A 21328-nucleotide genomic window follows, 5' to 3' on the forward strand; every position below is an offset into this window, starting at 1 on the left:
ACCGGGCCGACGCCGGTCATGCTCGGGACGAGGACCGCCGACCGCCCGCCCGATCGCCTCCTCCACCGGCGGGCGGCCCGCGTGGCGTTGGTGATCGGCGAGCTCGCGGCGGTGATCGCCGGCGCGGTGGTCGTGACGCCGCTGGCCTAGCTTCGAGGAAGCACGCTGATAGCCACGATGGTGCTGTTGACGACCGTGGCCGTCACGGTACGGGTCACGGCTTCGGCCGCGGCGTTGGCGCCCCAGTCGCCCTTCTCGAACTCCTTGGCCCGGGTGATGACCGGTGACGTCCACGGGATCTCGCGGTGGAACTGCGGGAGCGTGCCGCTGGCCGAGAGCAGGGCCGTGAGCGCGGCGACGCGGGCCGGTGGTTCGACGCCGTCCACGAGGACCTCCCGGACGTCGGCGAGCAGGCGCGCCCGTCGTCCGGTCCCGCCGTCCCGCAGGGCTGTCGTACGGAACAGGCCGAGCACCTTGCGCGGTTCCTGGTCGATGTCGCCTCGCACGATGAGCCGTTCCAGCACCGGCTCACGCAGGGCGGGGCCGACCGCCGCCAGGGCCGTCTGCACGCCTCTCGGCTTCTCGGCGAGGTAGTCCCACGCCGGGCGGAGCAGGCCGTCGGCAGGTGGATGGCCCGCCACGCCACTGACCCGGCCCCGGGCCGCCGCCATCAGGTGGTCGCCGAGGGCGAGGTCCGCCAGGACGGCCCCGCCCAGGACGTAGAAGAGCGTGTTCTCGCCCGCGATGGTCCCGGATGCGGGCTGGAACAGCAGCAGCAGAAGATCTTCCGCCAGGGTCGGGGGGTTCGAGTACGGTCGGGCATCGGTGGTCATCGGCGGGGCTCCCAGCGGAAGAGTCGGGTGGCCAGGGCGACGGCGATGACGACCCAGCCAAGGGTGGGCGCGAGCAGGAGTAGCGAGTCGGTGACGGCGACGCCGCCGTTCCAGGCGTTCATGATCAGTTCGGTGGCTGCCCCGCCGGGCAGCAGCCGCTTGAGCCAGGCGAGGTTCGCGGTGCCGGAGATGCCCACCCAACTGGCCACGGCGATCACGCCGAGGGTGACGGGCAGCGTGGTGACCTGGGCGTGCTCGGGGGAGTTGGTCAACCCCGCGGTGGCCAACGCCAGCCCGACCATCATGGCCAGGGCCGCGATGGTCGCCACCACGAGCAGGACGACGTCGGCCGGCGCGGCGGCGACCATGGCCAGGGCGATCAGGATCGCGGTCACCTGCACGACGGCGAGGCCGACCGCGGGCAGCAGCAGGCCGACGAGGATGCCGGTGTCGCTCTCGGCGGTGGAGCGCAGCCGCTTGAGGAAGAGGTTCTGGCGCCGGGAGGCCAGGGTGGTGACCGCGGTGGCGTAGAGGCCGAACGCGGCCACGGTGAACATCACGATGGCGGCGATGTAGCCGAGGCTGCCGACGGCGGCGAAGGTCTTGTGCTGGCGGACGAAGAACATGCAGACCGCGATCGGGACGATGAGGCTGGTGACCAGCACCAGCCGGTTGCGGAAGATCTGGATCAGTTCGCTGGACGCGATGGACAACACGGTGACACCCCTTGGGGAGAGAACGGATCAGCTGCTGATGGCGCGGAACACGTCGTCGAGCCGGGTCGGCCCGGCCGCCAGCTCCCGCAACTCCACCGCGTGGTCCTGCGCCCACCCCAGCAGGAGGTGCAGGTCCCGCTGCAGCTCGAAGGTCTCGACCACGACCTTCCCGTCGGCGTCGACGACGGCCGGCACCGGCAGCGTCGGCGCCGACGCCGGGAGGCAGAAGCGGATGACCGCCGGTAGGGTCCGGGTCAACTCGGCCACGGTGCCCTCCCGGTGGAAGGTGCCCTCGTGCATCAACCCGATCCGGTCCGCGCGCTGCTGCGCCTCCTCCAGGTAGTGGGTGGTGAGCACAATGGTCGCGCCGTTCTCGCGCAGCCGGTCCACCGTCGCCCAGACGGCGTCGCGGGAGGAGATGTCCAGGCCGGTGGTGGGCTCGTCCAGGAAGATCAGCTCCGGGGCGCCGTAGACGGCGGTGGCGAAGTCCAACCGCCGCTTCTCCCCGCCGGAGAGCTGTGCCACCTTTCGGCCGGCCCGGTCGGTGAGGTCGACCAGGTCGAGCACTCGGTCGACGTCGTCGGTGCGCCGGGTGAGCCGGCCGACCAGACGGACGGACTCGCGGACGGTGAGGTCCGGGGAGAAGCCGCTCTCCTGGAGCATGACGCCCATGCGTGGACGAACCAGTCGCCGGTCGCGGGGGCTGTGCCCGAAGACGCGTACGGAGCCCGAGGTCGGCGTCCGATGCCCCTCGATGGTCTCCAACGTCGAGGTCTTGCCCGCTCCGTTGGTGCCCAGCAACGCGTAGAGCTCCCCGGGGCGTACCTCGAAGGAAAGGTCCTTCACGGCGTGGAAGTCGCCGTAGGTCAGGTTCAGCCGGTCGACTTCGATGACGGGTGTGGTGGACATGCACCCAGCACAGCGCGGGCGCGACCGGCGCGTCAGTGGCGCGGTGTCACGAACACAGGTGACGTGGTGTCACTGGTCGTGGCCGCTGGCCGACGGATACTGGAGCGGTGACCGCCCCACCGCCGCGCTTCACCGAGTCGACGCAGCGACGACTGCGCCGGCTCAACCTGGCGACGTCGCTGCCGCCGGTCGTGATCGCCGCGCTGGTCCTGCTCTACCTCGACACGCGGACCTGGTGGCACGCCGTCGTCCTGTTGCCGGGCGTCGTCGCGGCCGTGGTGGCCTTCGAACGGTGGACGGCCAACGACCTGGCACGGGTGGCGCTGCCCTGCGTGACCGTCGCGGCCGCGGTGTGGCCGGTGGGGGTGCTGGTGACCGGCAGTTCCAACGCCTACTGGGGGATCTGCGCGGTGGGCTCCCTCACTCTGCGCGAGGTTCGGCGGCATCGGGGGCTGATCGTGGCCGGCCTGTTCGGTTACGTCGCCGCTGTCGGCGCGGCGCGGCTGTTGGTGGAGCGGGGCGACGTCCGCCCGCTCCTGGTCGCCTACGTCCTCCTCCCGACGGGACTCACCGTGCTCGTGACGGTCATGACGGTGGTGGGTGAGCGGTTCTACGACCTCATCCGGGAGCTCGAACAGACCCGCGAGCGCGAGGCGGAGCTTGCCGTGGTGCGGGAACGCGTCCGGTTCGCCAGCGACCTGCACGACATCCAGGGCCACACTCTGCACGTGGTGAAGTTGAAAATCGCCCTGGCGCAGAAACTGCTGCTCCGCGACGCCGGACGGGCGGAGAAGGAGCTGCGGGAGACCTACGCGCTGGTCAGTGACACGATCACGCAGACCAAGGAGCTCGCGTACGCGCAGCGGCGGCTCAACCTCACGGTGGAGATCGAGAACGCGAAGAACCTGTTCGAGGCCGCCGGCATCCGGGTCCGGGTGACCCGGGAGGCCGAGGTCGACTCGCGCGTCGGTGAACTGCTCGGTCAGGTGCTGCGCGAGACGACCACCAACATCCTGCGGCACGCGCAGGCCACCCAGGTGCAGATCACGCTTGCCGAGTCGGGCATCACCATCGCCAACGACGGCGTGACCGCCACCACGCTCCCCGAGCTCAGAGGGCTGGCGGCGTTGCGCCAGCGGGTGGCGGGTGACGGAGGTGAGCTGACCGTGCAGCAGCAGGGCGAGCGGTTCCTGACGGCCGCGGTCTTTCCGCCCGTCCGGGTAGGTGTGGGCCCGAGGGAGGACGGCCGATGACGAGCGTCGTACTCGCCGACGACGAGGTCCTGCTGCGCACGGCCCTGGCCGCGCTGCTGCCGCTGGAGGGCGACGTCACCGTGCTGGCCGAGGCGTCCGACGGCCGGACGGCGATCGCCGCCACCCTCCGGCACCGGCCCGACGTGCTGGTCATCGACCTGGAGATGCCGGGCCTGGACGGGCTCGGCGCGGTCGCCGAGATCCGCCGCGAGCGACCCGAGCAGGTGATCCTCATGCTGACCCGGCACGCCCGCCCCGGTGTGCTGCGCAAGGCGTTGCGGCTCGGCGTCCAGGGCTTCGTCAGCAAGTCCGCCGAGCCGGCCCACATCACCTCGGTCATCGCCACCCTGCACGCGGGTAAACGCTGGATCGACCCGGATGTGTCCGCGCTCGCGGTCACCGAGGACTGCCCCCTGACCGATCGTGAGGTCGACGTGCTGCGGGTCACCGGCGAGGGCTACTCGGTCGTCGACATCGCCGCCCGGCTCCACCTCGCCCCGGGCACCGTCCGCAACTACCTCTCCAACGCCATGCGCAAGACCCAGACCCACACCCGCCACGAAGCGGCCCGCTACGCCCGCGAACACGACTGGCTGTAGTGGGCGGGCCCGCGAGCAGACGCACCGGGCGAGCCTGGCCCGCCACCGCTGCGACGTCGCCGGCGGAGCACGCCCGACACCGTCCCGACGAGCCGTCGGCAAGCGTCGCCTATCCGCCCGGGCAGCGGTCGGGATCGCGATAATTTCGTGCTCCCACCGGCGGATTCCGGCCCGTATGGTGTCCACCATGTGTGGGGGGAATCACCGGTGACGGCCGCCCTGGTGCGGCGGATCGAGTCGTGGGTCCGCCGGTCTCCGGGCCGGCCGGCGGTGGCGCACGGCGCGCTGACCTGGACGTACGCCGAGCTGTACGACCGGGCCACCGCCGTCGCCGACCGGCTGGCGGCGGCCGGGATGCGCCCCGGTGACGTCGTCGCCGTGGTGGGCGCCCGAGGGCCGGAGACGATCGCCGCGCTGCTCGGCACGATGCTCGCCGACGGCGCGTACCTGGCCGTGGATCCGGCGACTCCGCCGGCCCGGGTCGCGGCGATGCTCGACGTGGCCGGGGCGGCCTGGGTGCTCGACGGGCCGGCACCGTCGGCCCGCCGGGACGGCGCCGAGCCGGCCCCCGACGTGGCGTACCTGGCGTTCACGTCCGGCACGACCGGGGTGCCGAAGGCGATCGAGGTGGGCCGGGACGCCCTCGACTGGCACGTGCAGACGGTCGGCGCGGCCTTCGGGCTCGGCCAGGATGACCGGGTCGCGCACGTCGCGTCGCTCGCCTTCGACGTCTCGGCCGAGGAGATCTGGCCGACCCTGGCGCACGGTGGCACGGTCGTCGTGCTCGCCGACCCGTTGGGCGTCACCGGGTACGCCGCGTTCACGGCCGCTGTCGACGCGGCCGGGGTGACGGTGGTGAATCTGCCCGCGTCCTACTTCGCGGGCTGGGCCGGTCAGCTCGCCGCCGACCGGGTCGGTCGGCCGACGGCGCTGCGGCTGGCGGTGGCCGGCAGCGAGCCGTTGCCCGCCACCGCCGTCACCGCGTGGTTCGGCCTGCCGCGCCCGCCGCGGCTGTTCAACGCGTACGGGGTCACCGAGGCGACGATCACCTCGCTGGTGCACGAACTCCGCGGCCCGGTCGACGGGCCGGTGCCGATCGGCCGGCCGCTGCCGGGAGTGGTCGCGGCGCTCGACGACGGTGAACTGCTGCTCGGCGGGGACGGCCTCGCCGACGGCTATCGTGGCCAGCCCGGGCTGACCGCCGAGCGGTTCGTGACCCTCGACCTCGACGGCGCACCCCGGCGGTGGTACCGCACCGGCGACCTGGTCACCACCACGCCGGACGGGTACGCCTTCGTCGGCCGCGCCGACGACCAGCTCTCCGTGAACGGTTACCGGGTGGAGCCGGGCGACGTCGAGGCCGCCGCCCGCGCCGCCCTGCCCGGCACCGACGCGCGGGTCTTCCCGCTCGACGCCGACCTGGTGCTCTGCGTCCGTGCGGCCCGGCCGGTCGACGCGGAGTCGGCCCGCGCGGCGCTGGCCGAGATCCTGCCGTCGCACATGGTGCCGACGGCCGTGGTCACGGTCGCGGAGTTCCCGCTTCGCCCCGGCGGCAAGGTCGACGTGGCGGCCCTGCGGGCGGCGGTGGCCGCGGATCTGGCCACGACGGCCCCGGCGCGCGCGGTGACCGCCGGCGACCTGGCCAACCTGTGTGGACGGATCGTCGGGCGGCCCGTCCCGACCGACGGCGACTTCTTCGACTCCGGCGGCGACTCGCTCACCGCCGCCCGGCTGGTCACCGCGGTGCGGCGGCGGTTCGGCGCGACCCTCACCGTCGGGCAGGTGTTCGCCACGCCCCGCTTCACCGACCTCGCGGCGGCGCTCACCCCGGCCGGCGCCGACCTCGCCGGAAACGCCGACGACGGTGCCACCACCGGCCCACGACCGCTGACCGAGCAGCAGGAGCGGGTCTGGTTCCTGGAGCAGATGGTCCCGGGCACCGCGCGGTACCACGTACCGCTGCTGTTCACCGTGGAGGGCCCGGTCGACCCGGCGGCGCTGGCCCGCGCGCTGGACGCCGTGGTGGCCCGGCACGCGGTGCTGCGTACCCGCTACGGGGTGACCGGCGGCCAGGTGTGGCAGCGGGTGGACCCGCCGCGGCCGGTGCCGTTCGCGACGGTGGACGCGCGCGGCGGCACCCCCGACGCGGCCGCGCGTCGCGTCGCCGCGCTCGACGCGGCCGCCCGCGAGCCGTTCGACCTGACCACCGGGCCGGTGCTGCGGGCGGTGCTGGTGCGGGTCGCCGACCAGCGGTACGACCTGGCCGTCACCGTGCACCACATCGCCTTCGACGGCTGGTCGGTGGGCGTGCTGCTGGACGAGCTGGCCGCGCTGTACGACGGGAGCGCCGCGCTGCCCCCGCTGCGCCGCCAGTACGCCGCCGTCGCCACCCGCACCGATGAGGCACACGTCGACTACTGGCGGACGGTGTGCCGGGAGGCGCCCGAGCCGCCCGAGTTGCCAGCCGTCCGGCGGCCGACCGGCGCACCGGAACGGCACGGCGCCAAGGTCCGGCGGGTCCTGCCGCCGGAGGTCGTGCAGCGGGTGGCGGCGCTGGCCGCGGCGCACCGGGCGAGCCCGTTCATGGTGCTCTTCGCGGGGTTCCAGGCGCTGCTGCACCGCTACACCGGGGCCGAGGACATCGTCACCGGTGTGCCGGTGGCCGGCCGCGACCACCCGGACGCCGAGCCGCTGATCGGGTTCTTCACCAACACGCTGCCGCTGCGCACCGACCTGGCCGGTGACCCGTCGTTCACCGAGCTGCTGGCCCGGGTGCGCGCGGTGGCGCTCGGCGCGGCGGCGCACGCCAGCGTCCCGCTGGAACGGATCGTGGAGGAGGCCCGGCTCACCCGGGTCACCGACCGCAACCCGCTGTTCGAGACGCTGTTCGTGATGATGAACGTGCCGACGCCGGCCGTGACGCTCGGCGACGGCGGCCCGCGGGTGCGCTTCGCCGAGGAGCTGGACAACGGCTTCGCCCGGTTCGAGCTGGTGCTCTTCGTCGACCGGATCGGCGACGACACGGTGCTCACCGCCGAGTACCCGACCGGGTTGTTCGACGCCGACACCGTGCACCGGTTGCTCGGCCACTACGAGACCCTGGTGGCCGGCGCCACCGCCGACCCGACCACCCGGCTGTCCCGACTGCCGCTGCTCACCCCGCCGGAGCTGGCCCGGTTCGCGGCCGGCCCGGTCACCGCGCCGTGGGCACCGGTCTGCGTGCACGAGCAGATCAGCGAGCGGGCCCGCGCCGTACCCGACGCGGTGGCGGTCGAGTTCGGTGACGAGGCGCTGACGTACGCCGCGCTGGACCGGCGGACCAACCAGCTCGCGCACCACCTGCAGGCCCTCGGGGTCGGCCCGGAGGCCCTGGTGGGGCTCTACCTCGACCGGTCGCTGGACGTGCCGGTGGCGATCCTCGCCGCGCTCAAGGCCGGCGGGGCGTACCTGCCGATCGACCCGGCCTACCCGCCGGCGCGGGTCGCGCTGATGCTCGGCGAGGCCCGGCCGCCGGTGGTGGTGACTCAGCGGCACCTGGCGGACCGGCTCGACGCCGGGGACGCCCGGGTGGTCGTCCTCGACGACGAGTGGCCGGCGATCGAGCGGCTGCCCGACGGGCCGGTGCCGGTCACCGTCGGCCTGGACAACCTCGCCTACGTGCTGTTCACCTCCGGCTCCACCGGGCGGCCCAAGGCCGTGGCGCAGCCGCACCGGATGCTGGCGCACCTGGTCGCGGTGCACGTCACCGGCTGCCAGCTCGGCCACCCGGCCCGGGTGCTGCAGTTCGCCGCGCTCAGCTTCGACGTGTCGGTGCAGGAGTTCTTCGTGACCCTGGCCACCGGCGGGACGCTGGTGCTGGTCAGCGAGGACGACCGGCGGGACATGACCGCGCTGCTGACGCTGCTGGACAAGGCCGCCGTGGAACGGATCTTCATCCCGTTCGCGGTGCTCACCCACCTGGCGCTGGCCGCCCGCCGCGGCCCGGTGCCGCACGCGCTGCGCGACGTGGTGGCGGCCGGCGAGCAGTTGCAGGTGACCCCGCTGGTGGCCGAGTTCCTGGCCGCGCTGCCGGAGGCCGCGCTGCACAACCACTACGGGCCGACCGAGACGCACCTGTCCAACTTCCACATCCTGCGCGGCGATCCGGCCGACTGGCCGGCCGTGGCGCCGGTCGGCCCGGCGATCACCAACGCCGTGCTGCGGGTGCTCGACCGGGCCGGGGAGCCGGTGCCGGTCGGCCTCCCCGGCGAGCTGTACGTCGGCGGCGTCGGGCTGGCCCGCGGCTACTACGGCCGTCCCGGCCTCACCGCCGACCGGTTCCAGCCCGACCCGTGGACGTCGGGCGGCCGCCTCTACCGCACCGGCGACCTGGTGCGGGAGCGGGCCGACGGGGTCTTCGAGTTCATCAGCCGGGCCGACCACCAGGTGAAGATCCGGGGCAACCGGGTCGAGCCGGGCGAGGTCGAGGCCGTGCTCGCGCGGCACCCGGGCGTCCGGGAGGTGGTGGTCGTCCCGCACACCCCGCGCGGCGGGGACCGCCGGCTGGTGGCGTACGTGGTCGCCGAGCCCGGGGTCGACCTGGCGGACGTCCGCGCGTTCGTCGCCGCCGAACTGCCCGACCCGATGGTGCCGTCGGTCTTCGTGCCGCTGGAACGGCTGCCACTGAGCCCCAACGGCAAGGCGGACCGGCGCGCGCTGCCCGATCCCGGTGACGCGGCCCCGCCCGCCCGGGTGGCCAGCCGCCCGCTCACCGTGCTGGAGCAGGCCGTCGCGCTGGTCTGGGCCGAGGTGCTCGGGGTGGGCGAGCTGGCCCCCGAGGACGACTTCTTCGCGCTCGGCGGGCACTCGCTGGTCGCCACCCGGGCCGTGTCGTACCTGCGCGAGGCGCTGGACGCGGACATCGCGCTGCGGCTGCTCTTCGCCCACCCGACGCTGGCCGGCTTCGCCGCCGCCCTGCGCGCCGAGCAGGGCCCGATGATCGACACCTCGGCGGCCGAGTTCGTCGCCGTGGCCGCCTACACCGATGCCGACGTCGAGGCGTTCCTCGGCGACCCCTCGGCCTGACCGCGACGGGATCAACGGCATGGGTATCGACGCTCGCCCCCCGGTGCTGGGTGCGGACCGGATGGCGGTGCTGCGGGCGATGCGCGCCGCCCGCGCCGGCGCGACGACGGCCGACGCCGTCACCCGTACGGTCACCGGCCGGCGGGCGCCGCTGACCTCGGCGCAGCACCGGATGTGGTACCTGGAACAGGTCGTGGCCACCCGCAACACGTACCTGCTGCCGCTGGCCTACCGGCTCGCCGGCCCGCTCGACCCGGCCGCGCTGCGCCGGGCGCTGGACGCCCTGCTGGTGCGGCACGAGGCGCTGCGGGTGACGTTCACCGTCGACGACGCCGGCCAGCCGGTGCAGGAGACCGCCGATCCGACGCCGTGGCCGCTGGAGGTCGTCGACCTCGCCGGGCTGCCGGCGGCCGAGCGCGCCGTGCAGGTGGCGGCCCGGACGGCCGCCGAGGCCGGTGACCCGATGGACCTGGCCACCGGCCCGCTGGTCCGCGGCCAGCTGCTCCGGCTCGCCGCCGACGACCACCTGCTGCTGCTGACCCTGCACCACATCGTCGCCGACGAGTGGTCCCTCGGGATCCTCGTCCGCGAGCTGGGCGCGCTGTACCGCGGCGACCCGGAGCCGCTGCCCGATCCGCCGGTCCGGTACGCCGACGTCGCGGCCTGGCAGCAGCACTGGCTCGACGGGCCGCGGTACGCCGCGCAGCTGGCCCACTGGCGCTCCACGCTCGACGACCCGCCCCCGCCGCTGGAGCTGCCGACGGCCCGCCCGCGCCCGGCCGAGCGCAGCTACGCCGGGGCGGCCGTCCCGGTCCGGATGCCGCTGCCGGTGGCCGGGCTGCGGGAGGTGTGCCGCCGGCTCGGCGCCACCCCGCACATGCTGCTGATGACGGTGTTCATGCTGCTGCTGGCCCGCTACGGCCGCCACGACGAGCTGGTGATCGGCACCCCGATCGCCAACCGCAACCGCGTTGAGGTGGAGAACCTGGTCGGGCTCTTCGTCAACACCCTCCCGGTCCGGGCCGATCTCGGCGGGGGACCGTCGTTCGCCGAGGCGGTCGACCGGGTGCGCGAGGCCATGCTCGTCCTGCACGCCAACCAGGACGTGCCGCTGGAGCGACTCGTCGCCGAGCTGCGACCCGACCGCGACCCGGGGCGCAGCCCGCTGTTCCAGGTGATGTTCAGCTACGAGCAGGGCGCCGCGGAGCTGGCCCTGCCCGGCGTCCTCGCGACGCCCGTCGAGCCGCCGGCCACCAGCGCGAAGTTCGACCTGACCCTGGCGCTCAGCCTCGGCGACGACGGGCTGGACGGCGCGCTGCAGTACAGCACCGAACTGTTCGACGAGGCCCCGATCCGCCGGATGCTCGACCACTTCGGGGTGCTGCTGCACGCCGCGCTCGCCGACCCGGACGCGCCCGCCCACCGGCTGCCGATGCTCACCCCCGACGAGCGGGACGCGCTGGTCGGCGGCGCCCCGACCGGCACCGACCCGACCACCGTCCTGGACCTGTTCGCCGCCGCGGTCGCCGCCGGCCCGGACGCGCCGGCCGCCGTCAACGGCACGGGCACGCTGACGTACGCCGGTCTGGACCGGGCCGCCGGGCAGGTGACCGCCGCGCTGCGCGACGTCGGCGTCGTCCCCGGTGACCTGGTGGGGGTCTGCCTCGACCGGACGGTCGAGCTGGTCGCCGTGCTGATCGGTGTGCTGCGGGCCGGGGCGGCGTACGTGCCGCTGGACCCGGCCCACCCGACCGCCCGGCTGACCGCGGTGCTGCACGACACCGGCGCCCGGGTGCTGGTCACCTCGGCGGCGCACGCCGACCGGTTCGGGGACTTCCCGGGGCGGGTGCTCGACGTGTCGACGGGCCTGCCCGACCCTGACGGTCGACCCGCCGCGCCGCGCCCCGGCGACCTCGCGTACGTGGTGCACACCTCCGGCTCCACCGGTACGCCGAAGGGCGTCATGGTCACCCACGGCGGGCTGGCCAACATCGCCCGCTGGGCCGCCGAGGCGTACCGGGCCGCCGAGGGGGACGGCGCGGCCGCGCACTCGTCCGTCGCCTTCGACCTCGGCCTGACGAACGTCTTCGTGCCGCTGGTCGCCGGCCGACCGGTGCACCTGGTCGACGGCGGCGCCGGGGCCGCCGCGCTCGGCGAGGCGCTGCGCGGCCGCGAGGGTCCCCTGAGCTTCGTCAAGCTCACCCCGTCGCACCTGGCCATCCTGACCGGCCAGCTGTCCGCCGCCGAGCTCGGCGCCGGCACCCGGGCACTGGTCGTCGGCGGCGAGAGCCTACGCGGCGAGCACCTGACCGGGCTGCGCGACGAGGTGCGGGTCTACTCGTCGTACGGGCCGACGGAGACCGTGGTCACCGCGCTGCACCACGAGGTGACCGAGCTGACGCCGGCGACCGGCCCGGTGCCGATCGGGCGGCCGATCGCGAACACCCGGTGCTACGTGCTCGACGCCGGCCTGGAGCCGGTGCCGGTGGGCGTCGTCGGCGAGCTGCACCTCGCCGGCGCCGGTGTGGCGCGCGGCTACCTGGGCCGGCCCGGCCTCACCGCCGACCGGTTCCTGCCCGACCCGTTCGTCGGGTCCGGCGAGCGGATGTACCGCACCGGCGACCTGGTCCGGCGGCGGGAGGACGGCACGCTGGAGTACGTCGGCCGGGCCGACCTCCAGGTCAAGATCCGGGGGACGCGGGTCGAACCGGGCGAGGTCGAGGCCGCGCTCACCGCCCTGCCCGGGATCGGTGCCGCCGCGGTCGTCGCCCGGGACGACGGCCCCGAGGGCACCCGGCTGGTCGCGTTCGTCGTCGGCGCCGCCGCGGGCGCCCGCGAAGCCCTGCGCGCCCGGCTGCCCGAGCAGCTGGTGCCGGCCGTGGTGGTCCCGCTGCCCGAGCTGCCGCTGACTCCGAACGGCAAGGTCGACCGGGCCGCGCTGCGCACCCGACCGCTGCCCGGCCCGGACACCGACCCGGCCCCCGCCGTGGTGACGGCCCGGACCGGCGGTACGGCCCGGACCGGGACGGCGCAACCCGGCGGTACGGCCGGCGCGGACGACAGGTTGGAGCGTGCCGCCGCTGGTCCGCGGGTGCCCGCCCAGCGTGGCGTGTCGACGGCCGCCGACGATGCGCCGGATCCGGGCGACCCGACCACCGGGTGGACCGCGCCGGTGCCCGACGACGTGCGGGACGCCGTGGTCGAGGCGTGGCGGACAGTGCTCGGCATCGACGAGATCGGGCCGCGCGACTCCTTCTTCGACCTCGGCGGGCACTCCCTGCTGCTGCTGCGGGTGCACCGGCTGCTCGCCGGGCGGTTCGGCGACGCCGTCTCCGTCACCGACCTGTTCCGCTACCCGACCGTCGAGGCACTGGCCGGTCACCTGGCCGGCGGGCGTACCGCCGAGCGGCCCGCACCCGCCACCACCGCCGGGCCGGCCGTCCACAGCGGGATGGTGGCGATCGTCGGGATGTCGTGCCGGTTCCCGGACGCCCGCGACCCGGACGAGTTCTGGCGCAACATCGTCGCCGGCCACGACGCGGTGCGGCCCTTCACCGAGGCCGAGGCGCTCGCCGACGGCGCCGACCCGGACGAGCTGGCCGACCCGAACTACGTACGGGCCGGCACCGTGCTCGACGACATCGAGCTGTTCGACGCCGGGCTGTTCCACCTGGCGCCGCGCGAGGCCGAGGTGCTCGACCCGCAGCACCGGATGTTCCTGGAGTGCTCGTGGGAGGCGCTCGAACAGGCCGGGTACGACCCGGAGCGGCAGCCCGGCCAGGTGGGCGTGTTCGCCGGCAGCCGGCGCAGCACCTACCTCACCGAGCACCTGCTCGGCGCGCCGGAGATCGTCCGGTCGGTGGGGGAGTACCAGCTCGGCCTGAGCACCGACAAGGACTTCCTGCCCACCCAGACGTCGTACCGGCTGCACCTGGACGGCCCGAGCGTGAGCGTCAACACCGCCTGCTCGACCTCGCTGGTCGCCGTGCACCTGGCCCGGCAGAGCCTGCTCGCCGGGGACTGCGACGTCGCGCTGGCCGGCGGCGCGAGCATCAGCGTCGGGCAGCGCCGCGGCTACCTCTACCAGCCCGGCGACGTCACCTCGCCGGACGGCCTGACCCGCACCTTCGACGCGGAGGCCAGGGGCACCATCCGGTCCAACGGCGTCGGCGTGGTGGTGCTCAAGCGGCTCGAGGACGCCCTCGCCGCGGGGGACACCGTGCACGCGGTGATCCGCGGCTCGGCCGTCACCAACGACGGCGCCCGCCGGGTCGGCTACACCGCGCCCGGCGTGGACGGCCAGGTGCGGGCGGTGTCCCGGGCGCTGGCCGCCGCGGGGGCCGAGCCGTCGACGATCGGGCTGGTCGAGGCGCACGGCACCGCCACCGCACTCGGCGACCCGATCGAGGTGGCCGCGCTCACCGAGGCGTTCGGCTCCGCCCCGGCGCCGTACTGCGCGATCGGCTCGGTGAAGTCCAACATCGGGCACGCCGACGCGGCCGCGGGCGTCGCCGGCCTGATCAAGGCGGTGCAGGCGCTCCGGCACCGGACGCTGCCGCCGACGCTGCACCACGACACCCCGAACCCGGCGATCGACTTCGGGCCGTTCTACGTCAACACCCGCAGCCGGCCGTGGCCGGACGGGCCGACGCCGCGCCGCGCCGGGGTCAGCTCGTTCGGTATGGGCGGCACCAACGCGCACGTGGTGCTCGAGGAGGCGCCGGCCCCGAGCGCCCCGCCGGCGGCCGACGGCCCGCAGCTGGTCCTGCTCTCCGCGCGTACGCCCGCCGCGCTGGACGCGGCGACCACCCGGCTGGGCGCGTTCCTCGCCGACCACCCGCAGACCCGGCTGGCCGACGTGGCGGCGACCCTGCAGGACGGCCGGCGGCAGCTGCGGCACCGGCGGGCGTTCGTCGCCACCGACCTCGCGGAGGCGGCGCACCCGGCGCGGCCGGTCACCGCCGAGGCCGACCCCGACGGGCACCGGGTGACGTTCGTGTTCCCCGGGCAGGGCGCCCAGCACCCGGGCCTGGGCCGCGACCTCTACCGGCACGTGGCGGCGTTCCGGTCCGTGGTGGACGAGTGCGCCGAGCTGCTGCGCCCGCGCCTGGGCGCCGACATCCGCGCCGTGCTGTACGGCGGCCGGCCCGAGGACCTGCGGCAGACCCGGTACGCCCAACCGGCCCTGTTCGTCACCGAGTACGCGCTCGCCCGCACGCTGATCGACGCCGGCGTACGCCCGGCCGGGATGCTCGGGCACAGCATCGGCGAGTACGTCGCGGCCTGCCTGGCCGGCGTCTTCACCCTGGCCGACGCGCTGCGCCTGGTCGCCGCGCGGGGCGCCGTCATGTCTCGGATGCCGGCCGGCGCGATGCTCGCGGTGCCGCTGTCGGAGGCCGAGGTCACGCCGCTGCTCACCGACTGCCTGTCGATCGCGGCCGTCAACGCCCCCGGGGTGTGCGTGCTGTCCGGCACCGAGGCGGCCGTCGCCACCGTCCGGGACACCCTGGCCGAGCGGCGGGTGGCCAGCACCCGGCTGCACACCTCACACGCGTTCCACTCCGCGATGATGGACGGCGCGCTGGCCGACTTCGTGGCCGAGGTCCGCACGGTCGCGCTCCGACCGCCGACCGCCCGCTACCTGTCCAACGTCACCGGCACCTGGGCCACCGCGGCCGAGGCCACCGACCCGGCGTACTGGGCGCGGCACCTGCGTACCACCGTCCGGTTCGCCGACGGGGTACGGGAGCTGACCGCCGGCGGCGGCTCGGTGGTCGAGGTCGGGCCGCGTACGCTGGCCGGCCTGCTCGGCCGGGGCGCGGTCGCGCTCATGCCGGCCGCCCGGGACGGCGCCGACGGCCGCCGGGTGTTCCTGCAGGGTGTCGGTCGACTGTGGACGCTCGGGGTGCCGGTCGACGTGTCCCGGCTCGGCGACGGCGGCCCGCGCCGCCGGGTGCCGCTGCCCACGTACCCGTTCGAACGGCGGCGGTACTGGGTGGACCGGCACGCGGCCGCCCCGGTGCGCCACGCGCCGGCGGCCCTGGACGCGCCGGTGAGCGAGCCGCGGTACGACCGCCCGGACGCCGCCGGTGACCTGCTCGCGCCGCGCACCGAGGTGGAGGCGTCGGTGGTGGCGATCTGGCAGGACCTGCTGGGCATCGCCCCGATCGGGGTGCAGGACGACTTCCTGGCCCTCGGCGGCCACTCGCTGCTCGCCACCCAGGTGATGGCCCGGCTGCGCGCCCGGTACGACACCGAGGTGACCCTCGCCGACTTCCTGCGTACCCCGACCCCGGCCGCCCTGGCGGAGCTGGTCGCGGCCACGCCCCGCGCGGCCCTGCCCGCGACGCCCGACGTGACCCAATCCGCCCCGCCAGCGCCCGACGCGGCCGGGCCGGACGCCGATGGTCCCGTCAGCCACCCCGCCTCGTTCGGGCAGCGGCGGCTGTGGTTCCTGGAGCAGGCGCACGACCTCGGGTCCGCGTACGCGATGGCGCTCGTGCTCGACCTCGACGGCGCGCTGGACGAGGCGGCGCTGCGACGCGCCCTCGACGGGCTGGCCCGCCGGCACGAGGCGCTGCGCACGGTCCTGCCGGCGCCGGACGGCGAGCCGACGCAGGTGGTCCTTCCGCCGTCCGCCGTCGACCTCACCGTGACCGACGCCGCCGAGCCCGACCTGGCCGCGGAGCTGCAGCGCCCGTTCGACCTGGCCGACGGCCCGCTGTTCCGGGCGACGCTGTTCCGCCGCGGCCCGGGCCGGCACACCCTGATGCTCTGCCTGCACCACGCCGTCTGCGACGGCTGGTCGCTCGGCGTCCTCCGCCGGGACCTGGGCCGGCTCTACGACGCCGCCGTCACCGGCGCCCCGGCGCAGCTGCCGGCCCTGCCGGAGAGCTACGCCGACCACTCCGCCTGGCAGCGGGCCCGCGACGCCAGGGCCGAGCTGGCCTACTGGCGGGCGACGCTCGCCGGGGCGCCGGACAGCCTGGCGCTGCCCACCGACCGGCCGCGCCCGCCGGTGCAGACGTTCGACGGCGGCACCGCGACCCTCCGGCTGCCCGCCGACCTCACCGAGCGGCTGCGCGCGGTCGGCCGGGCGCACGGCGCGACGCTCTACATGACGTTGCTCGCCGCGTTCCAGACGTTGCTGCACCGCTACACCGGTCAGGACGACATCTGCGTCGGCACACCGGTCGCCGGCCGGACCCGGGCCGAGACGGAGGACCTGGTCGGATTCTTCGTCAACACGCTGGTGATCCGCGGCCGGCTCGACGGTGGCACCCGCTTCGCCGACCTGCTCGGCGCGGTGCGGGAGGCCGCCCTGGGCGCGTTCGCGCACCAGGAGGTGCCGTTCGAGCAGCTCGTCGACGAGCTGGACCTGCCCCGCGACCCCAGCCGCAACCCGCTGTTCCAGGTGATGGTCAACCTGCTCAACGTGCCGGCCGAGGACGCCGACATGACCGGCCTGCGGGTGCGCCGCCACCCGGTGGACTCCGGCGCCGCCCAGGTTGACCTCGCCCTGACCGGCTACGAGACCGGCGACGGGCTGGACTGCGTGCTGGAGTACAACACCGCCCTGTTCGACCCGGCCACCGGCGAGCGGATCCTCGGCCACCTCGCAGCCGTGCTGGCCGGCTTCGCCACCGACCCGACGACCCGGGTGGGCGACGTCGACCTGCTCACCCCCGCCGAGCGCGAACGGGTCGTGACCACGTTCAACGACACCGCCGCCGACCTCGACGCGCAAGCCGTGGTGCCGGCCTTCCAGGCCCGGGTGACGGAAGCGCCGGCCGCGCCGGCGGTGACGATCGGCGACGTCACCGTGTCGTACCGGGAGCTGAACGCCCGCGCCAACCGGGTCGCGCACGTGCTGCGCGGCCACGGGGTCGGCCCGGGGACGCTGGTGGCGGTCTGCGCCGAGCGCTCCGTCGAGCTGGTCACCGGCCTGCTCGGCGTGCTCAAGGCCGGCGGCGCCTACGTCCCGCTGGACCCGGAGTACCCGGTCGAACGGCTCGCGTTCATGCTCGCCGACACCGCCGCGCCGGTGCTGCTCACCACCGGCGCGCCGCCGGCCGGGCTGGACACCGCCGGGCTCCGGGTGCTGCCGCTCGACGACCCGGCCCCGTGGCGGGACGCCCCGACCGTCAACCCCCAGCCGGCCGCCACCCTGGACGACGTCGCGTACCTCATCTACACCTCCGGCTCGACGGGCCGGCCCAAGGGCGTGCCGAACACCCACCGGGGCATCGCCAACCGGCTCGCCTGGATGCAACGTGACCACCAGCTGACCGCCGTCGACGTGGTGCTGCAGAAGACCCCGGCCAGCTTCGACGTGTCGGTGTGGGAGTTCTTCTGGCCGCTGATGACCGGCGCGCGGCTGGCGCTCGCCGTGCCGGGTGGGCACCGCGACCCGGCGTACCTGCGGGACCTGATCGCCGGGCAGGGGGTGACCGTCCTGCACTTCGTGCCGTCGATGCTCGCCCAGTTCCTCGGCCAGGACGACCTCGGCCGGCTCGACTCACTCCGGTTGGTGATCTGCTCCGGCGAGGAGCTGCCGGTCGACCTGGCCCGGCGCTGCCTGGCGATGCTCCCCGCCGAGCTGCACAACCTGTACGGGCCGACCGAGGCCGCGGTCGACGTGACCTCCTGGGCCTGCACGGCCGACCGGCTCGCCGGGCTCACCCGGGTGCCGATCGGCGGCCCGGTGCCGAACACGACGCTGTACGTGCGCGACCCGGCCGGCAACCCGTGCCCGGTCGGCGTTCCCGGTGAGCTGCACATCGGCGGTGTGCAGGTGGCGCTCGGCTACCACGCCCGTCCCGCGCTCACCGCCGACCGCTTCGTCCCCGACCCGTACGCCGGGCGGCCCGGCGCCCGGTTGTACCGCACCGGCGACCTGGCCCGGTGGCGCCCGGACGGCACGATCGAGTTCCTCGGCCGGATCGACAACCAGGTCAAGCTGCGTGGCCTGCGGATCGAGCTGGGCGAGATCGAGGCCCGGCTGGTGGCGCACCCGGCGGTCCGCGAGGCGGTGGTGGTGGTCCGGCAGGACGACCAGGACGGTCAGCGCCTGGTCGGGTACGTGGTGCCGGCCGCCGCGGCCGAGCGCGACCTGCGCGGGCACCTGCGCGCCGCCCTGCCCGAGTACATGGCGCCGACGGCGCTGGTCGGCCTCGACGCGCTGCCGCTGAGCCCGAACGGCAAGCTCGACCGGCGTGCCCTGCCCGCCCCGGAACGCGCCGCGGCGCCGTCCGCCGCGTTCGCCGCCCCGCGTACGCCGCTCGAGGCCGAGCTGGTCACGCGCTGGACGGAGGTGCTCGGCGTCGAGACGATCGGGATCGACGACGACTTCTTCGCCGTCGGTGGCGACTCGTTCCGGGCGATCCGGGCCGTCGGCGGGCTGAGCGTGCCGGTCGGCGTGCTGGACCTGTTCGGCCACCCGACGATCCGGTCGCTCGCCGCGCACCTCGGTGACCGGGCCGACGCCACCGGCCCGGCCCGGCTGCTGCACGAGATGACCCCGCCGCGCCCGGCCGGCAGTACCACGCTGACGGTGATCTGCGTGCCGTTCGCCGGCGCCGGGGCGATCACCTACCAGGCGCTCGGCGCCGCGATGCCGGCGCACGTACGGCTGCTCGCCCTGGAACCGCCGGGCCACGACCTGAGCCGCCCGGACGAGCCGCCGCTGCCGATCCAGGACCTGGTGGCCGCGTGCGTTGCCGAGGCGGCCGAGGTGGTCACCGGGCCGGTGGTGATCTACGGGCACTGCCTCGGCGGCGCGACCACGGTCGAGCTGGCCCGGCAGCTGGAGTCGGTGGTGGACCTGCGGGCCGTCCACATCGGCGGGCACTTCCCGGTGCCGCAGCTGCCCGGCCGGTTCTTCCGCATGCTGCGTCGGATGTTCCCGCAGCAGCGGTGGACGTCGAAGCGTTCCGCGCTGGAGTTCCTGCGCGCCATGGGCTTCTTCACCGAGGTGCTCGACCCCCGCGAGCGGGACTTCGTGATCCGCGCGTTCCTGCACGACGCGACGGCGGGGGAGGAGTACTACACCGAGGTCTACGCCGACCCGGAGCACCGCCGGCTCGGGGTGCCGATCGTCTGCGTGGTGGGCTCCAGCGACCGGGCCACCGACCTCTACGAGGAGCGGTACACCGAGTGGTACCACTTCTCCGACCAGGTGTCGCTGCGGGTGATCCCCGACGCCGGCCACTACTTCCAGAAGTACCAGGCCACCGAGCTGGCGCAGATCATCACCGAGCAGACCATCACCGAACAGCCCGACGCCGCCTGCGACGCCGTACCGGCGCAGGCCGTACCGGCGGAGGAGGCCGCGCGGCCGGGGCCGGCGGAACCGGCCGTACGGCCCGGACCGGCCGTACCGGTGCCGGACGCCGGGCCGCAGCCGAGCCTGCGCACCTTCGCGCTGGTGGCGACCGGGCAGTTCGTCTCGCTGATCGGCACCGGCCTGACCACGTTCGCCATGGGGGTGTGGACCTACCAGCGGACCGGGTCGGTGACCCTGTTCGGGCTGCTGTCGGTGATGGCGCTGCTGCCCGCGGTGGCGCTCGCCCCGATCGCCGGGGCGGTGGCCGACCGGTTCGACCGGCGGCGGGTGATGATCCTCGCGGACACCTTCGCCGCGTGCGGCACGGTGTCGCTGGCGGTCCTGCTGTTCACCGGCACCACCCAGTTGTGGCAGCTGTTCGTCGTCGCGGCGATGGGGGCGACCGCCACCGCCTTCCAGCAGCCGGCCTACCTGGCGGCGGTCACCCAGCTCGTGCCGAAGCGCTACTACGGGCGGGCCAACGGCATCACCCAGCTCGGCACCGCGGCGGGCGCGGTGTTGGCCCCGGTGGTCGGCGGTGGTCTCGCGCTGGCCATCGGGCTGCCCGGGATCCTGATCATCGACCTGACCACGTTCCTGTTCGCGGTGACGGTGACGCTGTCGATCCAGTTCCCCAACCGGCTGTTCCTGCGCCGGGAGGAGACGTTCCTGCGCGAGCTGACCGGCGGTTTCCGGTTCCTGGCGCGCCGGCCCGGGCTGATGCTGCTCACCGGCTTCACCACGCTGCTGAACTTCTTCTTCGGGCTGATCGAGGTTTTGACGCTGCCGCTGGCGCTGTCCCTCGGCGACGCGCGGGTGCTGGGGCTGGTGCTCGGCGCGATGGGCGTGGGCCTGCTGGTAGGGAGCGTGACGATGGCGGTGTGGGGCGGCACGCAGCGGCGGACCACCGGCATCCTGTCGTCGTTCCTGCTGATCGGCGTCTCGATGGTGGTCATCGGGCTGTACCCGCACCCGGTGTTCCCGGCGATCGGCCTGTTCGGCCTCGGGTTCGCCACCGCGATCCTCAACGCGCACTGGCTCGCGATCGTGCAGGCGAAGGTCGGGCTGGAGCTGCAGGGTCGGGTGCTGGCGACCGGCATCATGCTGAGCTGGCTGATGGTGCCCGCCGGGTTCCTGGCCGCCGGGCCGCTCGCGTCCGGCCTGTTCGAGCCGGCCATGCGCGCCGGCGGGCCGTTGGCCACGACGGTCGGGGCGCTGCTCGGCACCGGCCCCGGCCGGGGCATCGCGCTGCTGGTGGTGCTGGCCGGGTTGGCCTCGACGGTGCTCGGCGCGGCCGCGTTCGCCACCCGCCGGGTCCGCCGGCTGGAGGACGACCTGCCGGACGTGATCCCGGCCGGCACCGTGACGAGGGACAAGGACGCGCTGCAGGAGGCCGCCGACCGGCGGCTGGCGACCGGAAAGGGGACGCGATGACGACGCGGTTCAGCGTGGTGGTCAACGACGAGGAGCAGTACTCGGTGTGGCCGGCCGACCGGCCGGTGCCGGACGGCTGGCGGGAGACCGGGCACACCGGCACCCGCGAGGAGTGCCTGGCCCACATCGACGAGGTGTGGACGGACATGCGCCCGGCCAGCCTCCGCGACTGAGCCCGCCGGCCCCGTCGCGGGGG

8 protein-coding genes are annotated in these 21328 nt (G+C 75.0%); 5 read left to right on the forward strand and 3 right to left on the reverse strand.

Translation table 11 applies throughout. The annotated features are described in order from the left end of the window. Positions 1-146: 146 nt before the first annotated feature. The 3 genes from ACFY3U_RS11945 to ACFY3U_RS11955 are packed head-to-tail and all read right to left on the reverse strand — an operon-like array spanning position 147 to position 2458. Positions 147-833: a GPP34 family phosphoprotein gene (locus tag ACFY3U_RS11945; protein ID WP_387199090.1), complete on the reverse strand. Its 687-nt coding sequence runs from the start codon at positions 831-833 to the stop codon at positions 147-149. Beyond that, positions 830-1549, reverse strand: a complete 720-nt coding sequence (locus ACFY3U_RS11950) for an ABC transporter permease (RefSeq protein ID WP_387199093.1) — start codon at positions 1547-1549, stop codon at positions 830-832. Before ACFY3U_RS11950 ends, ACFY3U_RS11945 begins: the two co-directional genes overlap by 4 nt. A gap of 27 nt (positions 1550-1576) precedes the next feature. Further along, positions 1577-2458: an ABC transporter ATP-binding protein gene (locus ACFY3U_RS11955; RefSeq protein WP_387199096.1), complete on the reverse strand. Its 882-nt coding sequence runs from the start codon at positions 2456-2458 to the stop codon at positions 1577-1579. Positions 2459-2565: 107 nt separating this feature from the next. Here ACFY3U_RS11955 and ACFY3U_RS11960 point away from each other — a divergent pair, with 107 nt between their 5' ends. The 5 genes from ACFY3U_RS11960 (at position 2566) to ACFY3U_RS11980 (ending at position 21305) form a co-directional block, all read left to right on the forward strand. Beyond that, complete coding sequence (locus tag ACFY3U_RS11960) at positions 2566-3711, forward strand: sensor histidine kinase (protein ID WP_387199098.1); 1146 nt, start codon at positions 2566-2568, stop codon at positions 3709-3711. Further along, positions 3708-4310, forward strand: a complete 603-nt coding sequence (locus ACFY3U_RS11965) for a response regulator (RefSeq protein WP_387199101.1) — start codon at positions 3708-3710, stop codon at positions 4308-4310. Before ACFY3U_RS11960 ends, ACFY3U_RS11965 begins: the two co-directional genes overlap by 4 nt. 207 nt (positions 4311-4517) lie before the next feature. Then, positions 4518-9374 (forward strand): amino acid adenylation domain-containing protein, encoded by a 4857-nt coding sequence (locus tag ACFY3U_RS11970; RefSeq protein WP_387199104.1) that lies wholly within the window; start codon positions 4518-4520, stop codon positions 9372-9374. A gap of 19 nt (positions 9375-9393) precedes the next feature. After that, positions 9394-21132, forward strand: a complete 11739-nt coding sequence (locus ACFY3U_RS11975) for an amino acid adenylation domain-containing protein (protein ID WP_387199107.1) — start codon at positions 9394-9396, stop codon at positions 21130-21132. Beyond that, positions 21129-21305, forward strand: a complete 177-nt coding sequence (locus tag ACFY3U_RS11980) for an MbtH family protein (protein WP_387199110.1) — start codon at positions 21129-21131, stop codon at positions 21303-21305. The genes ACFY3U_RS11975 and ACFY3U_RS11980 overlap by 4 nt, the downstream gene beginning before the upstream one ends. Positions 21306-21328 lie beyond the last annotated feature (23 nt).

This window comes from Micromonospora sp. NPDC000089, assembly GCF_042899365.1.
Taxonomy (GTDB): domain Bacteria; phylum Actinomycetota; class Actinomycetes; order Mycobacteriales; family Micromonosporaceae; genus Micromonospora.